Genomic DNA, 23,459 nt, shown 5'->3' with positions numbered 1-23,459 from the left:
CTCATATACAATTTATTATTTTTCTGTAAGCTTATCTATATCAAGTCCAATATCTACTAACTTATTAATTAAATTCTGTATTTCATCAGCTGTTAAATATATATTTTCACCTTTAATTTTTATTTTTACAATATTATTATATTTTCCTTTTACTATTGAATTATTTCTATTTCTAGTACGTCCTAGTAGATAATCTACACTTACTTGAAAAAAATCGGCAATTTTCTCTATCATATTAGCATCAGGGATTCTTTTATTAACTTCATACATTCCTATTGTAGATGATGAAACATTTAATTTTGCTCCTAATTCTTTTTGAGTTAATCCTAATTCTTCTCTCAATATTTTCAACCTTTTATAAATCATTATTATTTCCTCATATTATTTATTAATTAGTTTTTCTACATTAAATCCGATTGACTCTAATTTATTTATTAGATATTGAATCTCATATAAAGTTAAATAGATTTTTTTATTTTCTAATTTAAACTCTATATTCTCATTATCAAAGGAAATATCTGTATTTAAATTATTCTTATTATTAGTTTTTCCAAGCATATAATCCACACTACAATTAAATAAATCAGATAACCTTAAAAGTGTATGAGCATCAGGTATTCTGACTCCTTTTTCCCAGTTTGATATAGTTTGTTTAGTAACATTTAAAATCCTCGCCAATTCAGGTTGGTTATATCTTAGTTCTAATCTGCATTCTTTTATTCTATCACTTAACATTAAAGAAAAGTTTTTTTCATCTTCATACAATTCAAAACTATTATCAACTAAAGAGTCTAAGCTTATTTCGAAGTAATTTGATAATTTAATCAATGACTTAATATCAGGAGTATTAACATTATTTTCGTATTTAGATATAGAACTTTTTTCAACTCCTAAAATATTAGCCATATCAGTTTGAGTTAGTTTATTGTTTTTTCTAAGAGTTTTTAATTTTTCTCCTAAAGAACTCAATATATATTCCTCCTTATTTTCCTATAAGCTTATTCACATCAAATCCAACTGCTCCCAACTTGTTTATTAATTCTTGAATTTCTTCAACGGTTAAATTTACATTTCTACCTTCTATCTCTATTTTTATAACATCATCATTATATTTTCCTTCAACTATTGAATTTTCTTTATTATCAGTCTTACAAAGAAGATAATCTATAGAACAATCTAATGCTTCAGCGAGCTTATACAAAGTTTCTATATCTGGTTTAGTTGATTCTCTTTCGTATTTACTTATATTAAATTCCGTTAAATTTACTTTAGAACCTAATTCTTTTTGGGTTAGTCCTAATTGTTTTCTACGTAATTTAATTCTTTGTCCTAGAGAACTCATTTTATCCCCCCTCTAATAAATTATACTTGTTTATATTATAACCTAAAAAAAATAATCAAACTTCCAATTGGCTTAATAAGTCAAAAATTTCTTAAAAAGAGAAAAAAATTTCTAAAAAACAGTTGACATTGACTTATTAGGTCAGTATAATTAAATCATAAACTGACTTAATAAGTCAGTTAAAGGAGGTGATTATTTGTATAGTATAGTAAGAAAAGTTAGAAATATGAAATGTTATACTCAACAATACGTAGCCAAGGAGATTGGTATATCTTTAAAAACATTTGCTAGGAAAGAATCCAATCCCAATCTTTTTACTGTTGCAGAAATCAAAAAATTAGCAAAGGTTTTGAATGTTAAAGAGGAAATTTTTTTTGCTGATGAATTGACTTTAGAAGTCAGTTAGGCGTTAAAAAAGGGGATGGTAATCAAATTTAAAATTAATAGGAGTGATTGCCATGAAATTAAAAGAGTTAAGAAAACAAAAAAGATTAAGTCAATATGCATTATCAGAAAGATCTGGAATTAGCCAAAATTATATTTCAGAGTTAGAAAATGAAAAGCATGAGGCTACTGAAGAAATAATAATCAAACTTTGTATAGGTCTAGTAGTAGATCCTAACACATTGCTTGATTGGGAAGAAATTAAGAGAAAGGAAGGATTCTAGTGGATCAAAAGGATATTTGGGAAACTTTAAATTCTTACAACATATATACAGAAGAAGATTTAAAGGAAGCACTAAAAAATAATCAATTAGATATAGGATTTTTTACAACTGCATTAGAGCAGTAACAATTTATTTGGAGGGTATATGAATAAAGAAAAAATTAAAGAGTTATTTGAAAGTGGTCATTATTACTTAATTACTAATGATTTTCGTATAAGAACAAAGGTAAAGGAAGTAAATATAGACAATTCAAAGGTATGTATTTATTTAATAGGCCCTGGAGTTGTAGATGTATATCTAGATTCTATATATAAGGTTAGTAAAATAATTGGATTATCAAGAACATTTAGTTGGTGCTATAAGCTTACTAACCTAAAAGGAGAATGTATAGGTTATATAGGAAATTAAATATTTGTTTATACAAAAGATTAAGTTAAGGCTTATGCCTTAAAAATTTTTTAAAAGCACAAAAAAGCATAGAGTTAACAATATATTCTATGCACCAGTTTAAATATTATTACAAAAATTTATAGGGATGGGGGATTTTAAAATGGAACAAAAAGTTGAAAGATTTGGAACTGACTTAGTTAGAAAACAAGCTATTAAAACTATAGACAGCAGAGAAGTAGCTGAAATGATGGAAATAGGACATTGGGAAGTTTTAAGAAAATTAAAGGGAATTATTAAAACTTTAACTGACAACAAAATTGTTGTGAGTAAATATTTCATAGAAAGTAGTTATAAAGATATCTCTGGGAAGAGAAATTTATGCTATCAACTTACTAAAATGGGATGCGAATTTATAGCAAATAAATTTAATGGAGAAAAAGGAATATTATTTACTGCTAAGTATGTAGAAAGATTCAATCAAATGGAAGAGGTTGTTAAGCAACCTAAAACTGCATTTGATTTATTAGAACTTCAATTCAAAGCTATAAAAGAAACTAGAGATCAATTAAATCAAGTTAATTTTAAAACACTTGAAACTAGAAAAGAATTTGAAGAATTTAAAGAGGATTTACCTTTAATAGGAAGTGAGCCAGAAGAATTACAAGCTCTTGTTAGGCATAAAGGCATAGAAATATTAGGTGGAAAAAAATCGATTGCTTATAAAGATAAATCTATAAGAACTAAAGTTTATACAGATATACAAAGGGAACTTAAAAGACAATTTCAAGTTAATAAATATAAGGCTATAAAAAGAAAGCATTTAGATTTAGCAAAGAAAATAGTTTCTAACTACAAAGCACCAATCATATTAGAAGAAGAGATAAATCAAATTAATTGTCAATTGAATTTAAATATATAAGGGGATAGGGTGATAATTTATGTTTACAGAGAGTGGAAGAATCGTTTTATCAGTAATAACAGTATTGGGGTTAATATTCAGTACTGTAATGGGAATGTATTCATCAGTTAATGCAGCTACAAGCAAAGATAGAATGCTATTTGGTGTAATGGGTTGTTTAAGTTTTATAAGCTTCATTTTTATAGTTAATTTAATTTAGGAGTGATAAATATGCTTATTAAATATTTGGATAAATTGCAAAAGGTTACTACTAAAGAAGAATTCAAAGTAATTCTTAAAATGACAGAAGAAGATATTAAGTTTAATAAGGTTAAATTCAATAAGGTAACAAGTGCTAATGAATTTATTGTTATATGTAACAGGAGCTTAAACTTAGTTAGAAGATATTATTAGGAGGATATTATGGGTAAGATTTTAGACATTGTAAATAAATTAACTCCAGTAGTACAAGAAAGAGCAAGTAAAACTGGAGAAGATTTCAATGATTTAATAACTAAAGAATTAAATAAAGAGTGCCTTGGAGTCGACCAAAACAACCAAAGCACACTAAAAATTCAATTCAAAGATATTTTACCACCAGGAACTGATTTAGACAATGGGGAAGTGTATGACGAAATAACTGGGAAAACAATAAAAGAATTATAGGAGGTATTGAGATAATGGAAAATTTAGAGGTTGTAAGAGAATTAAATCAAGAAAAAGAAAATTTTAAAATTAAGGATTTAGAAGGAGCTACATGGGCATTTAGAAAGCTTAGAGCTTTAGAAAGTAAAATAGCTGAAATTAATGCAGTTGCAGAAAAAGAGAAGGCAAATATAGATAGATGGGTAAAAGAGTCTATAAATGCTTATGAAGGGGATAAAGCATACTTTGAAGGTTTACTTACTGAATATTATGTAGAGCAAAAAAGAGAAGATAAAAAATTTAAACTTACTACACCATACGGAAAGGTAAATAGTAGAAAAAGTAAAAAGTGGTTCTATGATGATGAAGTTCAACTTAAAGAATACATTAAATTAAATGGTATAGAAGCTATAAAGGTTAAAGAAGAAATTGATAAGACTTGCCTTAAAAAGCTGTTTAAAGATGGGGTTAATCAAGAAACAGGAGAGATATTACCATTTGTAAGAATAGAAGAAATCGAAAATATAACAGTAAAGGTGGAGGAATAAAAATGGAAAAGGAATTAGTAATGCAAAATCAAGCTTTAAGTTTAATAGATAGTGTAGATATAGCTGCAATAACAGGAACTATGCAAAAAATAGCAACATTTCAAGCAGTAATACAAAAGAACCTAAAAGAAAACCATGATTTTGGAGTTATAGCTGGTACTGGAAGTAAACCAACCTTATTAAAACCAGGTGGAGAAAAAATATGTATGATGTTTGGTCTTAATCCCGAATATGAATTTTTAGAAAAAACAGAGAATTACAATGATGGATTCTTTGCTTACAATATCAAATGTACTTTATACAGAAATGGTAGTCCAGTAAGTCAAGGGGTTGGAAATTGTAACAGTATGGAGAAGAAATATAGATATATAAATTCAGATACTATTCCAGAAGGTGTAGATCCAACAGCAGTAGAGAAAATAACTACAAAATGGGGGCAAGTAAAATATAAAATTCCTAATCCACACATAGCTGATTTAGTTAATACAATTCTAAAAATGGCTAAAAAGAGAGCTTTTATAGATGCAGTATTACAAGTAGCAAGTTTAAGTGATGTTTTTACTCAAGACTTAGAAGACATTAGAGAATTTATGCAATCAGAGCACGTTGAAAATCTAACACTAGACCAAGCTAAAAATATGAAAATAACATTCGGTCAATTCAAAGGAAAGACTTTGCAAGAAGCTCAAGAAGTTAAGCCTGATTATATAGATTGGCTACACAAAAATACTAAAGATGCAGCAATAAAAAAGGCTTGTGAAATGTTATTAAATGAGGATTTAGGGGGTATCAAGTAATGTATAAAATAAATTTAGATTTAATTAAAAAGCGTGATGCAGTTTATATAAAGCCTAGTACAGAAGTTATTCTTAAAATAGAAGATTATGAACTTGATGGAGATATAAAATTTTCGTTTGATCAATGGGATAATCTTGATAATGAAGTTAAAAAAGCATTTGGAGAGCCTACTTATCAAGAACTTTTAGATAAAATAAATAGTTTGAAAAATCAATTAGAAGAAAGAAATGACCTTATAGAACAATATGAAGAGCATAATGATGCTAGAATGGAAAAATATTTTATGTCAGAAGGGATTTTATAGGAGGAAATTTTATGCCAGGAAGTAAAAAATACTATTGGTTAAAGTTAAAAGAAGATTTTTTTGAAGAAGATACTCTTCAATGGTTAGAGGAGCAAGAAAACGGAAAAGAATATTGTTTATTTTATCTTAAATTATGTTTGAAATCCTTAAAAACTAATGGGATATTAATACGAAATGTAGGCCAAATATTAATTCCTTATGATGTAAAGAAATTAGCTGAAATCACTAGAACTGAGAAAGATACAGTTAGAGTAGCTATGAGTTTATTTAAGCAAATTGGTCTAGTTCAAATTTTAGAAAATGGAGAAATATATATAACGCAACTTGAGCAAATGGTTGGAAGTGAAACAGATTGGGCTAGAAAGAAAAGACTACAAAGAGAGAAAAAAACGGACGAGGACAATGTCCCAACTAAGTCCTTAAATTGTCCGATAGAGAAAGAGATAGATAAAGAGAAAGAATTAGAGTTAAAGAAAGAACTAGAAAAAGAGATAAAAGTTGAAATTAGTTGTGGTGATTTTAATATATTCACTTATATGCAACAAAGAGGTTTTATAACAATAAGCTCTATGATAGCTCAACAAATACAAAGTGATATAGAAATGTATTCTTTAGAAGAAGTTAAACAGGCAATAGATATAGCTGATAATAATGGAAAGCATACTTATAGCTATGTACAAGGAATATTAAGGCGTAGAAGAGCTGATGGAGTTGATAGGAAAGGAGTAAAGAATAATGGAACAGCTAATAACAGCAACTCTGGATACGAGCTTCAAGATGAAGGAATTGGATTCGACATTGATGATATGCAGTAATTGTGGAGAGCCTATACAAAAAGAAATTGAATTATTAGGTAAGGTAAGAGTAGTTCCAATAGCTTGTAGTTGTAAAAAAGCTAAATTAGAAAAGCAACGAGAAAAAGATTTAAATACTGAAAAACAAGAAAGGCTTAAAAGATTATTCAGTAGCTCTTTAATGGATAAGAAGTTCATGAAAGAAACCTTTGAAGCTTGGGATCATAAAAAAGGTAGTGAACAAATGTTCAATATAGGAAATAAATATTGTGAGAATTTTAAAGCAGCTAAAAAAGAAGGCTTAGGATTTCTTATATATGGACCACCAGGTAACGGAAAAACTTATCTATCAAATTGCATAGCTAATAATTTATTAAATAAAGGTATTCCTGTTATATGCCTAAGTATAAATGCTTTATTAGAAAGAATACAAAAAACTTATAGTAGCTGTGGAAAAGAAGGCGAAAGAGATATTTTAAATACATTAGCATATGCAGATTTACTAATAATAGATGATTTAGGAACAGAACAATTAACTGATTGGAGTGCAACAAAAATTTATAACATTATAGATAGCAGATATAGAAATGGGTTACCGATTATAGTTAGTACCAATAAATCTCTATCTGAGTTAAAAGATATGTATCATGTTAGAACAGTAGATAGACTATTTGAAATGTGTACTCCACTAAAAAATGGTGCTGAAAGTATTAGAAAAGAACAAGCTAAAGAAAAAACTAATTTATTAAGAAAAATACTTTTATAAAAAATAGAGGGGATGGGATATTCTATGAATCCTGAAGAGTTAATCAATAAACTAAATATGTGTATTGCTGCTCTAAGTAAAGGTAATATTCAGTTAAAAACATTAGGACTTAAAAAAGCTGAATCCGAAAGGCTTTATAGAACTGCATTAGCTAAAAAGATATTTAGTTTAAAAATGGACAAAGTTCAAGTGAGTTTGATAAGAGATTTATCTAGAGGTGATGATGAAATAGCAAGGCTAAGACTTGAAAGAGATATTGCAGATAATAATTATTATGTATGCAAAAGTTCAATGGAAAATTTAAAGGTTGAAATAGAAGTTTTAAGATCTAAGCTGGCATGGCTTAAGGTAGAATATAAAAATTCTTAGGAGGATTATTAAAATGGGAAAATGGGTAGCAGAAATATCAAATTCTGATATATGGCGTGGAGATGAATTTAATACAAAAGAACAGGCTATAGCAGAAGGTAGAAAGTTAGCAAAAGAGGATGGTTTAAATAAGTTTAAAATTGGAGAAACTGAACCAGCTTTTAATTTTGGAATAGATGTTGATAGTGTAATAGAACGTATTAATGAAACTATGTATGAAGATATTGGAGAAGTTGCAGAGGATTACTTAGGTGATGTAGAGTTAGAACACTTATTAGAATTAGAGGAAAAGTTAAATGAAGTATTTTTTAAATGGCAAAAAGAACATGGATATGAACCAACTTTTTATAAAATTATAAACATAGAAGAAATAAATGTTTAATTAATTAAATATGAGAATGAATTAAGTTATAGTTATAACCATTCATTCTCATATGAAAATCAAATGAGAGGTGATGTTATGGATTTACTTAAAGATCATACACCACATGAAATGATGGAAATGACATTAAGGGATATAAAGCGTAAGAAGCTTAAAAGAGAAAAGGAAGCTTATCAATATGAAGTTGATAGATATGAAACGATTCAAAGAAAAATGAGGAGGAGAAAGTAATTGGTAGTTATAGAAGGTAAAATTAAAGGTAAAGCTAGACCAAGATTTAATACAAATACAGGTCATGCAATAACTCCTAAAGATACATTAAGTTATGAAAATTGGGTTAAGTATTGTTATAAAGAACAAGATGGAAGGTATATAGAAGGCCCTATAAGAGCTGTTATAACTGCATACTATAAAATACCTAAGTCTTATTCTAAAAAGCGTGTACAAGCTATAAGAGAGGGATTAGAACAACCAGTTAAGAAACCTGATGCAGATAATATAGCAAAAATAATTCTTGATAGCTTAAATAAGATAGCATTCAATGATGATGCTCAAATAATAGAGTTGATAGTTTTAAAAAAGTATACTGAAGAAAATGAAAGAGTTGAATTAATGATTGAATCAACGAGAAAATAATAATTCGCAGTATGAGAATTAAGCGAATTAGTTAAGAAAATTTGATCTTTGAAAAGTGAATAGTACGGTATTTACAAAATATGCTATAATTAATTCATAATTCTTATAAAGTGATAACAACAATAATTATAAGGGGGATATATGAATAAGAAAGAACTTATTATTGATGGATGCAATTTTAGTAATCTTAATGAATTTTATATAGAAGTTGATAGAGTTTTTACAAAAGATTTAACGTGGAAAACAGGACATAATTTAGATGCTTTTAATGATTTATTATATGGAGGCTTCGGAGTACATGAATATTGTGAGCCGATTACTATCATATGGAAGAACGCTAATAAAAGTAAATCAGATTTAGGGTATAATGAAACTGTTAGACATTATAAAAATATGTTAAAAGAATGTCATCCGACAAATATAAATTATGTAAAAGAATTACTTGAAAATTCACAAAAGAAAAAAGAAGAAACATTGTTTGATATAATTATTGAAATAATAAATGAACATGATGATATTGAATTAATATTAAAATAATAATTTCTAAATATATATAAAGTTTATTTTATAGTATTTATTTTTAATCAATTAAATAAAACCAAATATTATTCTAGTAAAATACCGTATTATTCAAAAATGAATATACGGTATTTTTTAATAAAATAAAGTGAAGTGAGATTATGATAAAAGGACAAATAAGTATATTTGATAAACCAAAAATAAAGTTATTAAAGGATTGGACAAAATTACATCCTAAGTTAACTAAAAATAGCATTCATGAAGTTTTCTTAGAAAGAGAGAACTACTGCATTATCTTAATAGATGAAACATTCTATGGAATTTATAAGAAAGATACAAAGAGGTGTTGATATGATAGATGGACAAACTAGCATATTTGATAATGAACCTGATGTTATAGAGCATGAGGTAGAGAAAAAAGATATAAGACCTAGAGCTACTAAAAATAAAGCAATGGAACTAACTGATGATGAAAAAAAGTTCATATTAAGCTTTATAGATTATTATAGTGGAAATTTAATAAAGTGGTATGTTGATGAGAATAACCAGGATACGGTTAGAGGTTTCATTAACAATATAAAAGTTAAATTAGGTGATGAATTTTTAAATAGATGTGGAGTTAAAGTTAATACTGATATAAAAGATGTAAGAAATTTAATTAAAGGGATTTACAATAAATAGGAGGGGGATTTATGGATAAAAATATTTTTAGGAAAACAGAAGCTACACTTTATGGATACAATGAGTTAGTATCTAAAATAAAGTGTCTAGAACTAGAAATAGATGATATTGAAAATTCTTATAGTGGTTGTGGAGCTATAGGGTATGAAGAAAAGACTGGTTCTACAAACAAGTTTAATAGCAGCGTAGAGAATGAAATTATAGAAAAAGAAAGAATTATAAATAATCTCAAAAGGGATTTGTATAGTAAGAAAATTCTTAAAGAAAAGATTGATAGTACTATAGAAAGAATGAATGATTCTGAGAGGAAATTGGTTGAATTACGATATACTAATAGAAATACTTTAAGTTGGGATCAGGTTGGATATATATTAGGTTTTAATCCTGATTATTGCAGACAAAAATTAAGAAGAAAGATCATCAATAAAATTAGTGATACGATATTTGTTAATCCATACAAGCAAGAGAAGTTAAAATTATAGAGGGTTCGGTTTATGTTCGATTTATATTCGATAAAGTACCTATAACATATAGTAAAATAATATTGTGATAGGCTAAAGTTTTTCATTGAATACCTCCTTTATAATTATTTACTAGGCAGAGGGTTTCCCTCTGCAACGTGGAAGGTCTAGTGTTAATAAAGGTGCAATTCCTTTACCTTCCTCTCATAAGTTCCCCTTTATAATTAAATAGGACTAATAGTAGGGATTACAAGTGCTATTAGTAAGTTTACTAAAGAATCTAGCTTAGGCTAGGTTCTTTTTGTTGATATGGATATAAATATAAATGATATTCTTATATAATATTCGAAGATTAATAATACTTAAGTTTTAGAAAGTTGAATTAAAGAATTTTATATAATAAAATATAGTAAAGGGGGGATATTATGTGTAGAAATAAAAATAATACCAATAGTAATAATAGTAATAGTGATAAAAGTCAAAGTACTAAAAGAGAGATTTTTGAACGACGCTCTATTAATGAAGGAGCTGAAGTCGTAAGCAAGCCAATGTATTCAAAACCATCTAGACCTGGAAAAAAAGGCAGTAGATAATGAATCCTAACAATATAAATGAATTAATAAATTTAGTTCCTAAAATACTTATTTATATTGTCCCAGGTTATTTATATTATAAAATTTTTAACTATATACTAAGCTGGAAAGATAAAACAATTAAAAATAATATTTTTGAATATGTAGTGGTTAGTTATATATTATGTGCTGTGGTAAAGTCTATATTAGGAATATTTTATAATGAAGTAAATATGAATTTACCTCAAATAATAGTATCTTTACTGATTTTAAGTGCGAGTTTAGGATATCTTATAGGAGTATTCATAAAATCAGATAAGTTTACTAAAATAAGAAGGTTTTTTAAAATTAATAGAACAATAAATAATAATATATTTGATGATATCATAGATAAGGATGCTGGAACTTGGGCAAGAGTTTACCTAAAGGATGATAAGTTAGTTTATTATGGTTCTGTAATTTTATTTGAAAAAAAAGATAAATATGAGGATGGATGCATAGTTTTAAATGATTATGAAGTCTATAAGTATGGAGAATCTAAAATTCTTGAAGAAGTTCTTCCACAAGAAAGTGAGAAAAATTCTTTAGCTACAATAAAACTTAGTGAAATTAATAGAATTGAAACTATATATCCTGAAAATAGTGAATTAATAGATAATTTATTAGGGGAAAAACATGAAAAAAACGAGGCTTCAAGTCAAGATGATATAGAAAAAGAAAGTGAAGATAATATTATGGGAAATAGAATAGAAGACTATAAAGATAAATTAAAAAATTTATGTGAGTTTGATGATTTTATAATATATTCATTAGTAGAAGAAGCTCAAAAGATAGGGTTCGATGTAGACGATAGTATATATTATATAAAGTTTCAGGAAAATAATTGTGATAGTGTAAAATCTAAAATATTATATGTGATTAAAAATAGAAGAATGCTAGAGCTTAGCTTAGATGAATCAAGTGAAGATATATATGTAAAAATATATAATATGGATAGAATTGAAGGAATATGTTATAAAAAGAAAAGAAATATAATATATGAGCTAGAATTTAATATTGAAGGTGATATTAAAATTTTTAATATTCATCAAGATAGTATAAATATGAAATATACATACTCAGATATATTAGAGAAAATATTATATGAAATAATTTAAAAGAGCCTGTTAGTTAGGTTCTTTTTTAGATAAAGAACTAGGATAGTGGTGATAAATGGCAAGAGCTCCAAATGAAAAAGTAGATACAGCTTATGAATTATTTAAAAAAGGATATAAGCTTATAGATATATCAAAAGAATTAAATATACCATCTAGCACAGTGCGAAGATGGAAGAAAACATATAATTGGGATAACGAACGTTCGTATAAAAATAGTGAACGTTCACTTAAACAGAATAATAAAAAAGTAAAGAAGAAAGAGCCTATTGCAGATGAAGTAAAAGAGGTACTAGAAAATACTGAACTTACTGATAAGCAAAGGCTTTTTTGTATTTATTATATAAATTGTTTTAATGCAGCTAAGGCTTATAAGAAAGCATATGAATGTAGTTATGAATCAGCATTATCTAATGGATATAGATTGATGGAAAATGATAGTATTATAAAGGAAATAGAAAAACTTAAGAAGCATAAACTTAATCAAGTAATGTTAAGTGAAGAAGATATATTTCAGAAGTATATAGATATAGCTTTTAGTGATATTACTGATTATGTAACATTCGGAAGAAAAGAAATAGAAGTTGCTAAAGATAAGGAAGATAATCCAGTAATGATTGAAGTTAACTATGTAGATTTTAAAAATAGTAATGAAGTTGATGGAACTATTGTTAGTGAAGTATCACAAGGAAAGAATGGTGTATCAATAAAATTACAAGATAAAATGAAAGCTCTTCAATGGTTATCAGACAGAATGGATTTATTACCTACTGATACTAAAATTAAATTAGAAAATGAGAAAAAGAGATTAGATCATATGATTAATAAAGATACAGGAGCTGATAACAGAGAGGAAGATATTGCTAGAGTTTTAAAAGAGGCCCTGGAGGATATATAAATGAAATTCCATGAAAAACAAAAAGAAGTACTTAAATGCATTAAGTATGAAAATCCTAAAATTCTTATATGTTCAGGAGCAAAGAGAGCTGGTAAAACCTTTGTTTTAACATTTGGATTTATGGCTCATATTTCAAAATATAAAGATATGGGATTAGCATTTATATTGGGTGGAGCTACACAAGCATCCATTAGAAGAAATATACTGGATGATATTGAAAAGTTACTAGGCAGAGAGATTAAACTTGATAAGTCTAATGCCTTTGAATTGTTTGGTAATAAAATTTATTGTTTTGATGGTGCTCAAGCTGATAGTTATAAAAAAGCTAGAGGATTTACTAGTGCTGGAGCATTTTTAAATGAAGCTACAACTTTACATGATACATTTGTTAAAGAAGTTATATCAAGATGCTCATATGAAGGTGCTAGAATATATATGGATACTAATCCTGAAAATCCAACTCATACAGTTAAAATTGACTATGTTGATAAAGACGGACAAAGGCTTAAAAATGGTCAGTTAAATATAAGAGCTTTCAATTTCACTCTTTATGATAATACATTTTTAAATAAAGAGTATGTGGAATCAATAGAAGCTTCAACTCCAACTGGTATGTTTTTTGATAGGGATATACTAGGGGTTTGGGTTGCTAGTGAAGGTGTTGTATATGCTGATTTTAATAAAAATGAAAATTATATAAGGTCTATTGATTTAAAGGATGTAGAATTTAAGAAGTATTTTTGTGGTGTTGACTTTGGTTGGGAACACTATGGTTCTATTGCTTTAATTGGAATAGATATTAATGATAATTATTATTTGATTAAAGAGATAGCATATAAGCATAAACATATTGAATGGTGGATAAGTCAAGCTAAGGATATAATAAGCCAATATGGGAATATAAACTTTTATTGTGATCATGCAAGGCAAGAACATATTAAAAAAATGAGGGAAGCTAAAATAAAAGCTATTAATGCTAAGAAGGATGTACTTGCTGGAATAGCAGAAGTATCATCACTTTTTAAAACAAGAAAATTAAAGGTTGTTGAAGATAACGTAGATGTATTTAAAACTGAAATTTATAACTATGTATGGCAAGAAGGTAAGGATGAACCAGTTAAGAAATATGATGATGTTTTAGATTCAATACGATATGGGATATTTTCAGATTTAGCATATGGTAAAAATAGAACATTCAACAGTAAATAAGGAGGTGCAACATGAAGAAAATCTTAGAGAAAGAATTTAAAAATTACAATGAAGTAATGGAAGATATAAGAGAAACAGAACAGCTCTATAAAATATATAAAGGTCCAGGTCAAAAGTGGAATGAAGAGGAAACTGCTTATTATGCAGTTATGAAAATATCTAATAATATTAAGAAATTAATTAAAGAAGAGGCTAGATTCATGTTTGGTAAAACTCCTGAATTTACTGTATTAGATAAAGAAGGAGAAGTTATAGAAGATAATCAGAAACTATTAAATGATACTTTAAAGAAAAATTTATTCAAAGGTAAGCTTATAAAAGGAACTAGAGATTGTTTTATAGGTAAAAGAGTAGCTATTAAAGTAAATATAATAGATAAAAATCCTATTATAACATTTGTACCTTCAACTAATTTTATGTTTGAAACTATGGAAAATAGTCAAAACAAGCTAAAGAAAATAATCTTCTTTCAGAAAACTGTATCATCTATTACCCAAAGTGAAGAAAGGTACTGGATACAAAAGTATGAAATGATTAATAAAAAGTGTTATCTTACTGAGTTTATATGTGATGGAACTGGAAATATAGTTGAATCTTTAGATGATAACAAAGACTTAGGATTTGAAGAAATACCAGCTTATATTGTTATAAATGATGGTCTATCACATGATTATACTGGTGAAAGTGATGTTAAAGAAATACTTGATAATGCTTTTATGTATAATCGTATGGCTAGTGAAGATTTAGACACTCTTAGAAAAGGTATGAATAGAATTATCTTTGGTACTGATATAGATGAAGAATCTAGTAGGCATTTTGAACTTAAACCAGGAGCATTTTGGGATGTAATGACAGATCCAACTGCTGATGGTAAACAAGCACAAATAGGAACTATAGCTACTGACTTTAATTATAACGAGAGAATGGAAAATGCTCTTAAAAGAATGAAAAGTGATATGTACGAAGCTTTAAATATACCTCAAATATCAAATGATGATTTAAAAGGTATGATAACTTCAGGTAAAAGTATGAAGGCTTTATATTGGCAACTTATTACTAGATGTGAAGAAAAACTTACAGCTTGGATACCAGCTCTTGAATGGCTTGCTACTTGTATACTTAAATCTTTTAATATAAAAGATGATTACTATATAGAAGTAACTAACAATTATCCTCTTCAAGAAGATGAAGATAATGAAAAGGTACTTGATATGCAACAAGTTAATACACAGGTTATGAGTAGAAAAACTTATATGAAGAAATGGTTAGGATTTAAAGATACTGTTATTGAAGAAGAGCTTAAGCAAATGCAATTTGAAAAGCAATTATTAGAAGATAGCTATAGTCAATTTGAAGGTGCTATAGATGGCGAATAAAGACTATCTAAAGCTATGCAAAGAAGCACAAAGAAAGAAGTTTAAATTAAGTAAAAAACAAGAACAAGAAATAAAAGAAATATATAAAGAGCTTTACTTTGAAACTAGAGAAAAAATATCTAAGTTAGATTCTAAATCTCTTAAATATAGGTACTTGGAAGAAGTTAAAAATATATATCAGGAAGCAATAAAAAAGTGTAATTCTAAGATTAAGAATACTATCAAAGATAATATTAAAAAATCAGCTGAAATTTCTAATAATATTCAGTTAGATTTCTTTGAAAAAATTAATGAGAAGTATTCTTTAGATATGAAAGATACTTTTAAAAAAATGTTTGCTAAAATACCAGAAGATGCTATGAAAGAGATTTTATTTGGTAAAGTATATAAAGATAGGCAAGGCTTAAACAAGCGTATATGGAAAGATACTAAAGCTTTTAATAAAGATATAGATTATATAATATCTAAAGGCATAGCTGATAAAAAGAGCTCTATTGAAATAGCTAAAGATTTAGAGAAATATGTTAAGACTAGTGCTAAAAAGGATACTGATTGGTCAAATTGTTACCCTAAATCTAGACAAAAGGTAGATTATAATGCTCAAAGACTTGCTAGAACATCAGTAAGTCATGCCTTTCAACAAGCACAAATGAGGTCTTGTAAGAAAAATCCTTATGTTGAAGGAATACAATGGTTAACAAGTAATGCACATAGTAGAACTTGCGAATTATGTAAGGATAGAGATGGAGTAATCTATAAAGTTAATGATGTTCCTTTAGACCATCCTAATGGACTTTGCACAACTATTCCAGTTATAGAGAAAAGTTTAGATGATATAGGACAAGAATTAAGAGAGTGGATAGATGGAGCTAATAACTCTATGTTAGATAATTGGTTTAATGAATATGGAGAAGAATTTATATAGAGGTGAGGTATGCAAGTAGTTTGTGATGAATGCAAAAAAGATTTTGAAATTAAACAACAAATAGAAAAAGTCAAAGGTGATATAAGAAGAGTTTACTTCATATGTCCTCATTGTAATAAGAAATATATATCTTATTATGTAAATAGTAAGATAGAGCAGAAACAAGAGAAGGTTAGAAAAATTGCTAAGAAACTTAGTAAGTATGTAAAAGGTACACCTAATGGAGATAAGTACTGGAAACTATATGAAGATTTAAAGAAAGCAATTAAAAAAGATATGGATCTATTAAAAGAAAGATTTAAGGAGTCTTAGAAATAAGGCTTTTTTATTTTGCCTTTTTTCTTATTGTAGGCGTAAAAGAACAATAAATTTAAACTCTATTTCAAGAGAAAACTTGTAAAAATCGTAGGAGGTTAAGTATGTTAAAAGAAATCTTAAAGAAACAAGGACTTGATGATAAAGCTATAGAGAATATATTAAATGCTATGAAGGAATCTAAGGTATACATTAGTAAAAATGAAAACATAGATGAAAGATATTCTAAGCTTAAAAGTCAAAAATCAGAGTTAGAAAAGCAGCTAAATGAAAGAGATACTCAGCTTGAAGAATTAAAGAAAAACAATTCTAATAATGCAGAGTTATTAAAGCAATTAGAAGATTTAAAATCAGCAAATGAAACTTCTAAAACTGAATATGAAAATAAAATATCAAAAATGGAATTTGATTATGCTTTAGACAAAGCTCTTTTAGGTGCTAAATGTAAAAACACTACTGCTCTTAAAGCTCTTTTAAAATTAGATGATATCAATTTAAAAGATGGTAAATTTGAAGGTTTAGAAGAGCAGTTAGAAACTTTAAAAGAAAATGAAGGTTACTTATTTGAAGATGTTTCTAACAATACTGGAAGTGTAGGTGCTTTTGGAAAGTCTACACATAGTTCAGGTACTAGCGATTTTATGAATGCAATATTAAATAATAGTTTAAGAAAGTAGGAGGATTGTATAATATGGCAGATTCACATTTTTTAAAAGATAACTTAAAAGGATTTGTTCCAACGGAGATTGCTCCAGGTATTATGGATGAAATTGCAAGAGGATCATCTACCCTTCAATTATCAGAAGTAAAACCAATGAAATCAGATACTATGAAATTTCAAGTTTGGGCAGAAAAGCCAGGTGCTTATTGGGTAGGAGAATCAGAAAGAATTAATACTTCTAAAGCTAGTTGGATATTCCCAACAATGACGGCCAAGAAAATAGCAGTTATAATTCCTGTAACTAAAGAAAAGTTAAATGATACTACTATAGATGTATTTAGTGAATTAAAACCACAGATTGCAGAAGCTTTCTATACAGCTATAGATAAGGCTTGTTTATTTGGAACTAGCTCACCATTTACTAAAAATATACTAGGAGTTGCTACAAGTTCAAGTAATGTTATAACTAGAGAATCTCAATCTTTAGATTTAGATATATCTGATGTTATGGGGAAATTAGAAGATAAAAATTATGATCCTAATGGATTTGTTGGCCATTATGGATTTAAAAGACAAATAAGAAACTTAAGAGATCAAAACGGAAATCAATTAGCAGTTTTAGGTATGAAAGAAAATTCTTTATATGATTTACCTTTAACATTTGTTAGAAATGGTGCTTTTGATACAACTAATGCTGAATTACTATGTGGAGATTGGTCAAAGTCTATAGTAGGCATAAGAGAAGGGTTAGAGTTTGAAATTTTAAAAGAAGCTACTCTTCAAAGTGTTACTATGACAGATGGTAAGCCTTTATCTTTAGCTGAAAATGATATGATAGCCATTAAAGCTACTATGAGATTAGCATATTTACCAATTAAAGATGATGCCTTTGCCGTTTTAAAGCCAGCAGCAATGTTTAGCCTTAAAACTTCAGCTGAAGATAAATCTATTGAAGATAATAAAGAATTAAAATCAAAAAGAAAAGGTAAATAGAAGGTGATTTAGTTGGATATAGAACAACTAAAATTGATACTCAGAGAAGATAGTTCCCCTTTCTTCTCTGATTTAGAATTATCTTACTATCTAGAAAAACATAATAATGATATAAGGAAAGCAGCTTATGAATGTTTACTTCTTAAAGCTGAAGATGATAGTATTTCTCTTCCTGGAGGATTACAATTAGCTGATAACAGTAAATATTGGCTAAGACTTGCTAAGAAATATAAACCTAATGGGAGTAGAATACTATGATAGCAAATAAGATTAAACCTAAGATTCAAAAAGTTATAAATAAGTTTCCTACTTATGCTGATATTTATAGAGATTCTAAAAATGACTTTGGAGAACCTACTAAAAGAGAACTTATATGTAATGTAAAAGGATTTTATCATGAAGGGAATACTCAAATAAGTTCTATAACAAAGGATAAGGGAGAAGTTAAAAGAAATAAACAACGCTTTCTTATGGTTATATATGATGAGAAAACCAAACTTATTAAAGAAGGTGATTATCTCTTTCTAGATAATAAAAGATATTTTATAAAGGATAAGGGAAATCAGAATATGTTAAATATATATTTTGATATGCTCTTGGAGGAATAGTATGAGTAATTTTAAATTTGATGCTAGTAATCTTATTAAAGGATTAACAGATATAGAAACTAAAACTAAAGCTGCTCTTGGTGTTTATTCAGATAGTGTAGCTAAAAAAATGGAGTCATACGCTAAAAGTAATCGTAAATGGAATGATAGAACAGGTGATGCTAGAAAAAGGTTAACTGGTTCTTGGGAACGCTATGGAAATGGTACAAGGGTAGCTATTAGTCATGGCGTTGATTATGGAGTTTATTTAGAATTCTGTAATGAAAGAAGATATGCAATCTTAAAACAGACCGTTGATAAAGTAAGCCCTGAAGCACTTAGAGGATTAAATAAAATATTAAAGTAAGGTGAAATATGTTTAAAGAATTATATTTACACTTAAAAAATAATGAATTTAATGTATATTCTATAGGACAACATAAAGGAATATGCAAAGATCCTTATATTGTTATTTCTGAAACTGGAGATAGTGATATATCAAATAAAAATTTAATGAACAAGAACATTGAATTACTTATATATTATCCATTAGGTCAATATAGCGAGTTTAGTGGATATATAGAAAAAATAAAAAAAGCTATGAAAGAGTTAAGTCATATTAGGCGTGTTATTAATGTTAATCCAGTAATTGTGGATGATGATAAACAAGCTTATATGACTTTTTTAGCTTATAAAAAAATTAAATTAAAAGAAAGGTAGGTGGATTATATGGAACAAGTAGCTCAACTAGCATTATGTGATGTTGTTTTAGCAGAAATAAAGGTTAGTGGTGGGAAAACTTATCATTTTTCTACTGCTGATGAAATTGGTTGTGAACCAGTTATAGAAGAAGGAGAAACAAAGTCATTAAAAATTAAATCAAAGCTTGTAGCTAAAAAGCAAGTTCCAGATATAATATTAGGCCATGATATAACGTGTAAGGATAATGTTTTTACTCCAGAAATGTTAGCTGATATTCAAGGTGGCTCTGTTCAAACAGAACCAGCACTTGATTTAGGAACTAGATTTGCTAAATATACAGCACCTAGTGTTGGAGCTCTTCCTGAAACTAAATCATTTGATTTTACATGTTATGTAGAAATAGTTGGTGATGATGGGCCAACAGGAGAATATTTAAAATACACTTTCCCTAATTGTAAAGGAAGTTTTATATCTCCTAATTTTAAAGATGGTGAATATTTTGCAGCAGAATACAAAATAAAATCAAGACCAGCTTTAGGATCTGCTTTATATACAATAGACTTAGTAAATGAATTACCTAGAGGGGTTGTTTTATTTGAACATCCAGCAATAGTTGCACAAAAAGATTTAAATATAGAAGAATAAGACTAGGTTTTTACCTGGTCTTTTTTATAGGAGGAATTATTAATGCAAGTTACAAGTTTAGAACAATTAAAGAATATAAAGCTAAATGATGTAGTTGAATTACCTAGTTTTGATGATGGTACAGCATTTATAGCTGAACTTAAAAAACCTAATATGATGATGCTTATGGCTAATGGAAGCATTCCTAATAATTTATTAAATATAGCTATGGATATATTTAAAGATAATAAAACTAAAGAAGTTGTAGACAAAGCTCTTAACAATCCTAAAGATTTTCAAGTTTTAACTAATCTTTTAGTTGTATTAGCAGAAGCGTGTTTAGTTAAACCTAGTTATAAACAATTAAAAGATTTAGGAATCGAACTTAATGAAAATCAATTAAGTGCAATATTAACCTACAGTCAAGGAGGTCTAAAGGCGTTAGAAACCTTTCGTATCAAGCAAACAAATACTGAGAATATTGAATCAAGCCAATAAATTTAATAGATTACCTTCGGAAATAGCCTGTATATATGATGAATATACAGCTTTTTGTTTTAATGAAGCTTGTTTTTATATAATTACTCAACTTGAAAATGGTAAAAAACCTACTTGGCAAGAAGATAGAGTAAGTAAGAAAGATATTAGGAAAAGTAACCTTCTATTAGCTGAAAAGTTAAGAAAGAAAGGAGGTAATTAATGAGCGTTAATGCGGGAAGTGCTGTAGCTTATTTAGAATTAGATTCAAGTAAATTTCAAACTGGACTTAAAAATGCTGTAGCTAGTTTAAAACAAGTATCTAATAATACAGCTACTACAACACAAAGATTTAAGGCTCTTGGTAGTGGTTTAACCAGTATAGGTAGCACTTTAAGTTTGGTATCTGTCCCTCTATTAGGTATTGGAGCTGGAGCTCTAAAAACTGCAAGTGATTTTAAGGCTGGAATGAGTAAGGTATCTGCATTAAGTGGTGCTACTGGTAAAGATTTAGAAATGCTTGAGAAAGTTGCTAAAGAAATGGGAGCAACTACAAAATTTAGTGCAACGGAAGCTAGTGATGCATTATCTTATATGGCCTTAGCTGGATGGGATGCTGAACAAATGGCAGCTGGACTTGAACCTTCTTTAAAATTAGCTGGTGCAGCTGGTATGGATTTAGCTCTTACAACTGATATAGTAACAGATACTATGAGTATGTTTGGAATGGAAGCTAGTGAAGCAACTAAAATGACTGATATGTTAGCATATGCACAAGCTAACTCTAATACAGATGTACAACAGTTAGGAGAAGCACTTAAATATTGTGGAGCTAGTGCTAATGCTATGGGATATGATTTAGCAGATACTACAGCTCTTTTAGGTACTTTTGCTGACCAAGGTCTAAAAGGAAGTTCTGCTGGTACAACTCTTAACTCTATGTTTAGAGATATGAAGAAGAATGCTAAAGATGGAGCAATAGCTATTGGAAAAACTAATGTTGCTATAGTAGATTCAAAAGGTAATTATAGAGATATGAATAGTATACTTGCTGATGTTGAAAAAGCAACTAAAGGAATGACAACAGCTCAAAGAGATCAAGCACTTTCTTCAATTTGGGGAACTGAAGCTTTAAAAGGTGTTAATATGGCATTTCAAGCTGGAAGTAAAAAAATTAAAGACTTTGAAAGTGCTATAAGAAATTCTGATGGTGCAGCAAGTAAAATGTATGATACTATGCAAAATAATCTTAAGGGATCTATAGATAATCTTAAGAGTGCATTTGAAGGTGTAATGATAACTATAGGTGAAAGATTAATACCTATATTTCAAAAGTTAGTTGATAAAGTTACAAATGCTTTAACTTGGTTTAATAACTTAAGTCCAAGCATTCAAAATGTAATTATTGCTGTTGGTGGATTTATAGCAGTTTTAGGACCTCTATTATTATTGATAGGAGGTCTTATTATATTTGCAGCTAATGTTACAACAGCACTTGGAACTTTAAGTGCAGCCTTTGCAGCAGGAGGAACAGCAGCTACAATTTTCGGTGGTGCATTAACTTTATTAACTGGACCAGTAGGATTAGTAATAGGTGCAATAGCTGGAATTATAGCAGTAGGATATTTATTAATTTCAAATTGGGATGAGATAAGTACATTTGCTAGTGAAATATGGAACAACATAGTTACTACAATAGATAATGCTATAGGATGGACTGCTGAAAAAATAGGTCTTGATTGGAATTTAGTTAAAGAAAATATCTTTAATGTTTGGGAATCTATTAAAACTAATATATCAGAAGCTTTAGGTGCTATTTGGAATGTCATTACAGAAACTTGGAACAGTATATTTGGAGATATAAGCGAAGCTTTAAGTAAAATAAAAAATATAATAGGCACTACATGGGAATTTATAAAAACTGAAATTTTCCAAGCTGTTGGTAGAGCTATAGATGCGTTACTTTCTGGAGATTGGGAAGGATTTAAACAGATAATCTCTAACATGATGGAAAAGATAAAAATCCAACTAGATAAAGCTTGGGAAGCTATAAAAAATATTATAAGTAATACTTTAAACTCTATAAAAAATAAAATAAGTGATGCTTGGGAAAATATAAAGTCAATAATCTCAACTAAGCTTGAAAATATAAAGAGCTCCATTAGTAATGCATGGAATAATATGAAATCAACAATTAACAATGCTCTTAATAATATTAAAAAGATATGTTCAACCATTTGGACTGGTATCAAAAATGATATAAAAAATAAAGTTAACGGAATATGGACTGATGTTAAGAATTGCTTTAATAATATTATTAAAAGTATAAGTGATTCTTTAAGTAAAGCTTGGGATACTGCTAAAGGTTGGTGGGATAAAATTAAAAGTATCTTTAAAAATCCTATAAAAGCTGTAGTTAGTATATTTAAGAAAGACGAAAAAGCTAAATCAATATCGGTTGAAAATCCTAATCCTATTTCAACTTTTGATAATCCTAATGACTTGAAAGATATTAAGTTTAATTATTATAGAGATAGAAGTATTGTTGATAGTTCAATTATAGATATAGAAAATACTTTAAATAGAAGTTTAAAAGACTTTGATTTAAAAGTTAAGGATAAAACTCCTAAACCAACTAATAATGATATAAATATATATCTAACTATAGATAAAATGATGAACTCCGATAATAGAAGTATAGAAGAAATAGCTGATGAACTAGCATTTTATTTAAAAAGAACATCTTTTGCTTAAGGAGGTGCTAT

Annotated in this window: 41 protein-coding genes; 38 read left to right on the top strand and 3 right to left on the bottom strand. The window is 27.9% G+C overall.

The window, feature by feature from the left end:
- Window positions 1–15 precede the first annotated feature (15 nt).
- The 3 genes from AC4FQ1_RS01510 to AC4FQ1_RS01500 are packed head-to-tail and all read right to left on the bottom strand — an operon-like array spanning window position 16 to window position 1,342.
- Complete coding sequence (locus AC4FQ1_RS01510) at window positions 16–351, bottom strand: helix-turn-helix domain-containing protein (RefSeq protein ID WP_491168746.1); 336 nt, start codon at window positions 349–351, stop codon at window positions 16–18.
- Between the two features lie 30 nt (window positions 352–381).
- Window positions 382–969 (bottom strand): helix-turn-helix domain-containing protein, encoded by a 588-nt coding sequence (locus AC4FQ1_RS01505; protein WP_491168745.1) that lies wholly within the window; start codon window positions 967–969, stop codon window positions 382–384.
- A 13-nt stretch (window positions 970–982) separates the two neighbouring features.
- Window positions 983–1,342: a helix-turn-helix domain-containing protein gene (locus AC4FQ1_RS01500; protein WP_491168744.1), complete on the bottom strand. Its 360-nt coding sequence runs from the start codon at window positions 1,340–1,342 to the stop codon at window positions 983–985.
- Window positions 1,343–1,538: 196 nt separating this feature from the next.
- Between AC4FQ1_RS01500 and AC4FQ1_RS01495 the strand changes: the two genes are divergently transcribed.
- The 38 genes from AC4FQ1_RS01495 (at window position 1,539) to AC4FQ1_RS01310 (ending at window position 23,448) form a co-directional block, all read left to right on the top strand.
- Window positions 1,539–1,748: a helix-turn-helix transcriptional regulator gene (locus AC4FQ1_RS01495; protein WP_491168743.1), complete on the top strand. Its 210-nt coding sequence runs from the start codon at window positions 1,539–1,541 to the stop codon at window positions 1,746–1,748.
- Between the two features lie 52 nt (window positions 1,749–1,800).
- A complete protein-coding gene (locus tag AC4FQ1_RS01490; RefSeq protein WP_491168742.1) occupies window positions 1,801–2,010 on the top strand; it encodes a helix-turn-helix domain-containing protein in 210 nt (69 codons plus the stop codon).
- Complete coding sequence (locus AC4FQ1_RS01485; RefSeq protein WP_491168741.1) at window positions 2,010–2,135, top strand: hypothetical protein; 126 nt, start codon at window positions 2,010–2,012, stop codon at window positions 2,133–2,135. Before AC4FQ1_RS01490 ends, AC4FQ1_RS01485 begins: the two co-directional genes overlap by 1 nt.
- A gap of 19 nt (window positions 2,136–2,154) precedes the next feature.
- The gene (locus AC4FQ1_RS01480) at window positions 2,155–2,418 is read left to right on the top strand and encodes a hypothetical protein (protein ID WP_491168740.1); all 264 of its coding nucleotides are present in this window, start codon (window positions 2,155–2,157) and stop codon (window positions 2,416–2,418) included.
- A 142-nt stretch (window positions 2,419–2,560) separates the two neighbouring features.
- The gene (locus tag AC4FQ1_RS01475) at window positions 2,561–3,319 is read left to right on the top strand and encodes a Rha family transcriptional regulator (RefSeq protein ID WP_491168739.1); all 759 of its coding nucleotides are present in this window, start codon (window positions 2,561–2,563) and stop codon (window positions 3,317–3,319) included.
- A 19-nt stretch (window positions 3,320–3,338) separates the two neighbouring features.
- On the top strand, window positions 3,339–3,518 hold the full coding sequence (locus tag AC4FQ1_RS01470) for a hypothetical protein (protein WP_491168738.1): 180 nt from the start codon (window positions 3,339–3,341) through the stop codon (window positions 3,516–3,518).
- A gap of 11 nt (window positions 3,519–3,529) precedes the next feature.
- Complete coding sequence (locus AC4FQ1_RS01465) at window positions 3,530–3,712, top strand: hypothetical protein (RefSeq protein ID WP_491168737.1); 183 nt, start codon at window positions 3,530–3,532, stop codon at window positions 3,710–3,712.
- Window positions 3,713–3,721: 9 nt separating this feature from the next.
- On the top strand, window positions 3,722–3,964 hold the full coding sequence (locus AC4FQ1_RS01460) for a hypothetical protein (protein WP_491168736.1): 243 nt from the start codon (window positions 3,722–3,724) through the stop codon (window positions 3,962–3,964).
- 14 nt (window positions 3,965–3,978) lie between these two features.
- Window positions 3,979–4,491, top strand: coding sequence for a host-nuclease inhibitor Gam family protein (locus AC4FQ1_RS01455; protein ID WP_491168735.1), 513 nt, complete (start codon window positions 3,979–3,981; stop codon window positions 4,489–4,491).
- A gap of 2 nt (window positions 4,492–4,493) precedes the next feature.
- Entirely contained in the window at window positions 4,494–5,288 is a 795-nt protein-coding gene (locus AC4FQ1_RS01450) for an exodeoxyribonuclease X C-terminal domain-containing protein (RefSeq protein ID WP_491168734.1), read from the top strand.
- Entirely contained in the window at window positions 5,288–5,593 is a 306-nt protein-coding gene (locus AC4FQ1_RS01445; protein ID WP_491168733.1) for a hypothetical protein, read from the top strand. Before AC4FQ1_RS01450 ends, AC4FQ1_RS01445 begins: the two co-directional genes overlap by 1 nt.
- A gap of 11 nt (window positions 5,594–5,604) precedes the next feature.
- On the top strand, window positions 5,605–6,408 hold the full coding sequence (locus AC4FQ1_RS01440; RefSeq protein ID WP_491168732.1) for a phage replisome organizer N-terminal domain-containing protein: 804 nt from the start codon (window positions 5,605–5,607) through the stop codon (window positions 6,406–6,408).
- On the top strand, window positions 6,371–7,153 hold the full coding sequence (locus AC4FQ1_RS01435; RefSeq protein ID WP_491168966.1) for an ATP-binding protein: 783 nt from the start codon (window positions 6,371–6,373) through the stop codon (window positions 7,151–7,153). Before AC4FQ1_RS01440 ends, AC4FQ1_RS01435 begins: the two co-directional genes overlap by 38 nt.
- Window positions 7,154–7,177: 24 nt before the next feature.
- Window positions 7,178–7,522 carry a hypothetical protein gene (locus AC4FQ1_RS01430; protein WP_491168731.1) on the top strand — a complete coding sequence of 115 codons (345 nt, stop codon included), beginning with the start codon at window positions 7,178–7,180 and terminating at the stop codon, window positions 7,520–7,522.
- Between the two features lie 13 nt (window positions 7,523–7,535).
- Complete coding sequence (locus tag AC4FQ1_RS01425) at window positions 7,536–7,904, top strand: hypothetical protein (RefSeq protein WP_491168730.1); 369 nt, start codon at window positions 7,536–7,538, stop codon at window positions 7,902–7,904.
- Between the two features lie 78 nt (window positions 7,905–7,982).
- Window positions 7,983–8,135 carry a hypothetical protein gene (locus AC4FQ1_RS01420; protein ID WP_491168729.1) on the top strand — a complete coding sequence of 51 codons (153 nt, stop codon included), beginning with the start codon at window positions 7,983–7,985 and terminating at the stop codon, window positions 8,133–8,135.
- The gene (locus AC4FQ1_RS01415) at window positions 8,136–8,540 is read left to right on the top strand and encodes a RusA family crossover junction endodeoxyribonuclease (RefSeq protein ID WP_491168728.1); all 405 of its coding nucleotides are present in this window, start codon (window positions 8,136–8,138) and stop codon (window positions 8,538–8,540) included. It begins immediately after the preceding gene.
- 141 nt (window positions 8,541–8,681) lie between these two features.
- Complete coding sequence (locus AC4FQ1_RS01410; protein ID WP_491168727.1) at window positions 8,682–9,077, top strand: barstar family protein; 396 nt, start codon at window positions 8,682–8,684, stop codon at window positions 9,075–9,077.
- A gap of 143 nt (window positions 9,078–9,220) precedes the next feature.
- Window positions 9,221–9,409, top strand: a complete 189-nt coding sequence (locus tag AC4FQ1_RS01405; protein WP_491168726.1) for a hypothetical protein — start codon at window positions 9,221–9,223, stop codon at window positions 9,407–9,409.
- Window positions 9,375–9,740, top strand: a complete 366-nt coding sequence (locus tag AC4FQ1_RS01400) for a hypothetical protein (protein WP_491168725.1) — start codon at window positions 9,375–9,377, stop codon at window positions 9,738–9,740. The genes AC4FQ1_RS01405 and AC4FQ1_RS01400 overlap by 35 nt, the downstream gene beginning before the upstream one ends.
- Window positions 9,741–9,751: 11 nt before the next feature.
- Entirely contained in the window at window positions 9,752–10,222 is a 471-nt protein-coding gene (locus AC4FQ1_RS01395) for a DUF722 domain-containing protein (RefSeq protein WP_491168724.1), read from the top strand.
- Between the two features lie 404 nt (window positions 10,223–10,626).
- Window positions 10,627–10,794 (top strand): hypothetical protein, encoded by a 168-nt coding sequence (locus AC4FQ1_RS01390; RefSeq protein ID WP_491168723.1) that lies wholly within the window; start codon window positions 10,627–10,629, stop codon window positions 10,792–10,794.
- Between the two features lie 170 nt (window positions 10,795–10,964).
- Window positions 10,965–11,930, top strand: a complete 966-nt coding sequence (locus AC4FQ1_RS01385) for a hypothetical protein (RefSeq protein WP_491168722.1) — start codon at window positions 10,965–10,967, stop codon at window positions 11,928–11,930.
- A 55-nt stretch (window positions 11,931–11,985) separates the two neighbouring features.
- Window positions 11,986–12,825 (top strand): terminase small subunit, encoded by an 840-nt coding sequence (locus tag AC4FQ1_RS01380; protein ID WP_491168721.1) that lies wholly within the window; start codon window positions 11,986–11,988, stop codon window positions 12,823–12,825.
- Window positions 12,826–14,034: a PBSX family phage terminase large subunit gene (locus AC4FQ1_RS01375; RefSeq protein ID WP_491168720.1), complete on the top strand. Its 1,209-nt coding sequence runs from the start codon at window positions 12,826–12,828 to the stop codon at window positions 14,032–14,034. It abuts the gene before it with no gap.
- Window positions 14,035–14,045: 11 nt separating this feature from the next.
- Entirely contained in the window at window positions 14,046–15,410 is a 1,365-nt protein-coding gene (locus tag AC4FQ1_RS01370) for a phage portal protein (protein WP_491168719.1), read from the top strand.
- Window positions 15,400–16,335, top strand: a complete 936-nt coding sequence (locus AC4FQ1_RS01365) for a minor capsid protein (RefSeq protein WP_491168718.1) — start codon at window positions 15,400–15,402, stop codon at window positions 16,333–16,335. Before AC4FQ1_RS01370 ends, AC4FQ1_RS01365 begins: the two co-directional genes overlap by 11 nt.
- A gap of 9 nt (window positions 16,336–16,344) precedes the next feature.
- Window positions 16,345–16,647 (top strand): hypothetical protein, encoded by a 303-nt coding sequence (locus AC4FQ1_RS01360; RefSeq protein WP_491168717.1) that lies wholly within the window; start codon window positions 16,345–16,347, stop codon window positions 16,645–16,647.
- A 107-nt stretch (window positions 16,648–16,754) separates the two neighbouring features.
- The gene (locus AC4FQ1_RS01355) at window positions 16,755–17,327 is read left to right on the top strand and encodes a phage scaffolding protein (protein ID WP_491168716.1); all 573 of its coding nucleotides are present in this window, start codon (window positions 16,755–16,757) and stop codon (window positions 17,325–17,327) included.
- Window positions 17,328–17,341: 14 nt separating this feature from the next.
- Window positions 17,342–18,304 (top strand): phage major capsid protein, encoded by a 963-nt coding sequence (locus AC4FQ1_RS01350; protein WP_491168715.1) that lies wholly within the window; start codon window positions 17,342–17,344, stop codon window positions 18,302–18,304.
- A 33-nt stretch (window positions 18,305–18,337) separates the two neighbouring features.
- On the top strand, window positions 18,338–18,562 hold the full coding sequence (locus tag AC4FQ1_RS01345) for a hypothetical protein (protein WP_491168714.1): 225 nt from the start codon (window positions 18,338–18,340) through the stop codon (window positions 18,560–18,562).
- The gene (locus tag AC4FQ1_RS01340) at window positions 18,559–18,912 is read left to right on the top strand and encodes a hypothetical protein (protein WP_491168713.1); all 354 of its coding nucleotides are present in this window, start codon (window positions 18,559–18,561) and stop codon (window positions 18,910–18,912) included. Before AC4FQ1_RS01345 ends, AC4FQ1_RS01340 begins: the two co-directional genes overlap by 4 nt.
- Window position 18,913: 1 nt before the next feature.
- Window positions 18,914–19,258: a hypothetical protein gene (locus tag AC4FQ1_RS01335; RefSeq protein WP_491168712.1), complete on the top strand. Its 345-nt coding sequence runs from the start codon at window positions 18,914–18,916 to the stop codon at window positions 19,256–19,258.
- An 8-nt stretch (window positions 19,259–19,266) separates the two neighbouring features.
- The gene (locus AC4FQ1_RS01330) at window positions 19,267–19,611 is read left to right on the top strand and encodes a hypothetical protein (RefSeq protein WP_491168711.1); all 345 of its coding nucleotides are present in this window, start codon (window positions 19,267–19,269) and stop codon (window positions 19,609–19,611) included.
- A 9-nt stretch (window positions 19,612–19,620) separates the two neighbouring features.
- Window positions 19,621–20,238 carry a hypothetical protein gene (locus tag AC4FQ1_RS01325; protein ID WP_491168710.1) on the top strand — a complete coding sequence of 206 codons (618 nt, stop codon included), beginning with the start codon at window positions 19,621–19,623 and terminating at the stop codon, window positions 20,236–20,238.
- 42 nt (window positions 20,239–20,280) lie between these two features.
- Window positions 20,281–20,715: an esterase gene (locus tag AC4FQ1_RS01320; protein WP_491168709.1), complete on the top strand. Its 435-nt coding sequence runs from the start codon at window positions 20,281–20,283 to the stop codon at window positions 20,713–20,715.
- On the top strand, window positions 20,699–20,917 hold the full coding sequence (locus AC4FQ1_RS01315) for a hypothetical protein (RefSeq protein ID WP_491168708.1): 219 nt from the start codon (window positions 20,699–20,701) through the stop codon (window positions 20,915–20,917). The genes AC4FQ1_RS01320 and AC4FQ1_RS01315 overlap by 17 nt, the downstream gene beginning before the upstream one ends.
- The gene (locus tag AC4FQ1_RS01310) at window positions 20,917–23,448 is read left to right on the top strand and encodes a phage tail tape measure protein (RefSeq protein ID WP_491168707.1); all 2,532 of its coding nucleotides are present in this window, start codon (window positions 20,917–20,919) and stop codon (window positions 23,446–23,448) included. Before AC4FQ1_RS01315 ends, AC4FQ1_RS01310 begins: the two co-directional genes overlap by 1 nt.
- Window positions 23,449–23,459: the final 11 nt, after the last annotated feature.

The sequence above is a fragment of the Clostridium sp. TJA020 genome (assembly GCF_058310295.1).
This window is presented reverse-complemented; position numbering and strand designations above follow the sequence as displayed.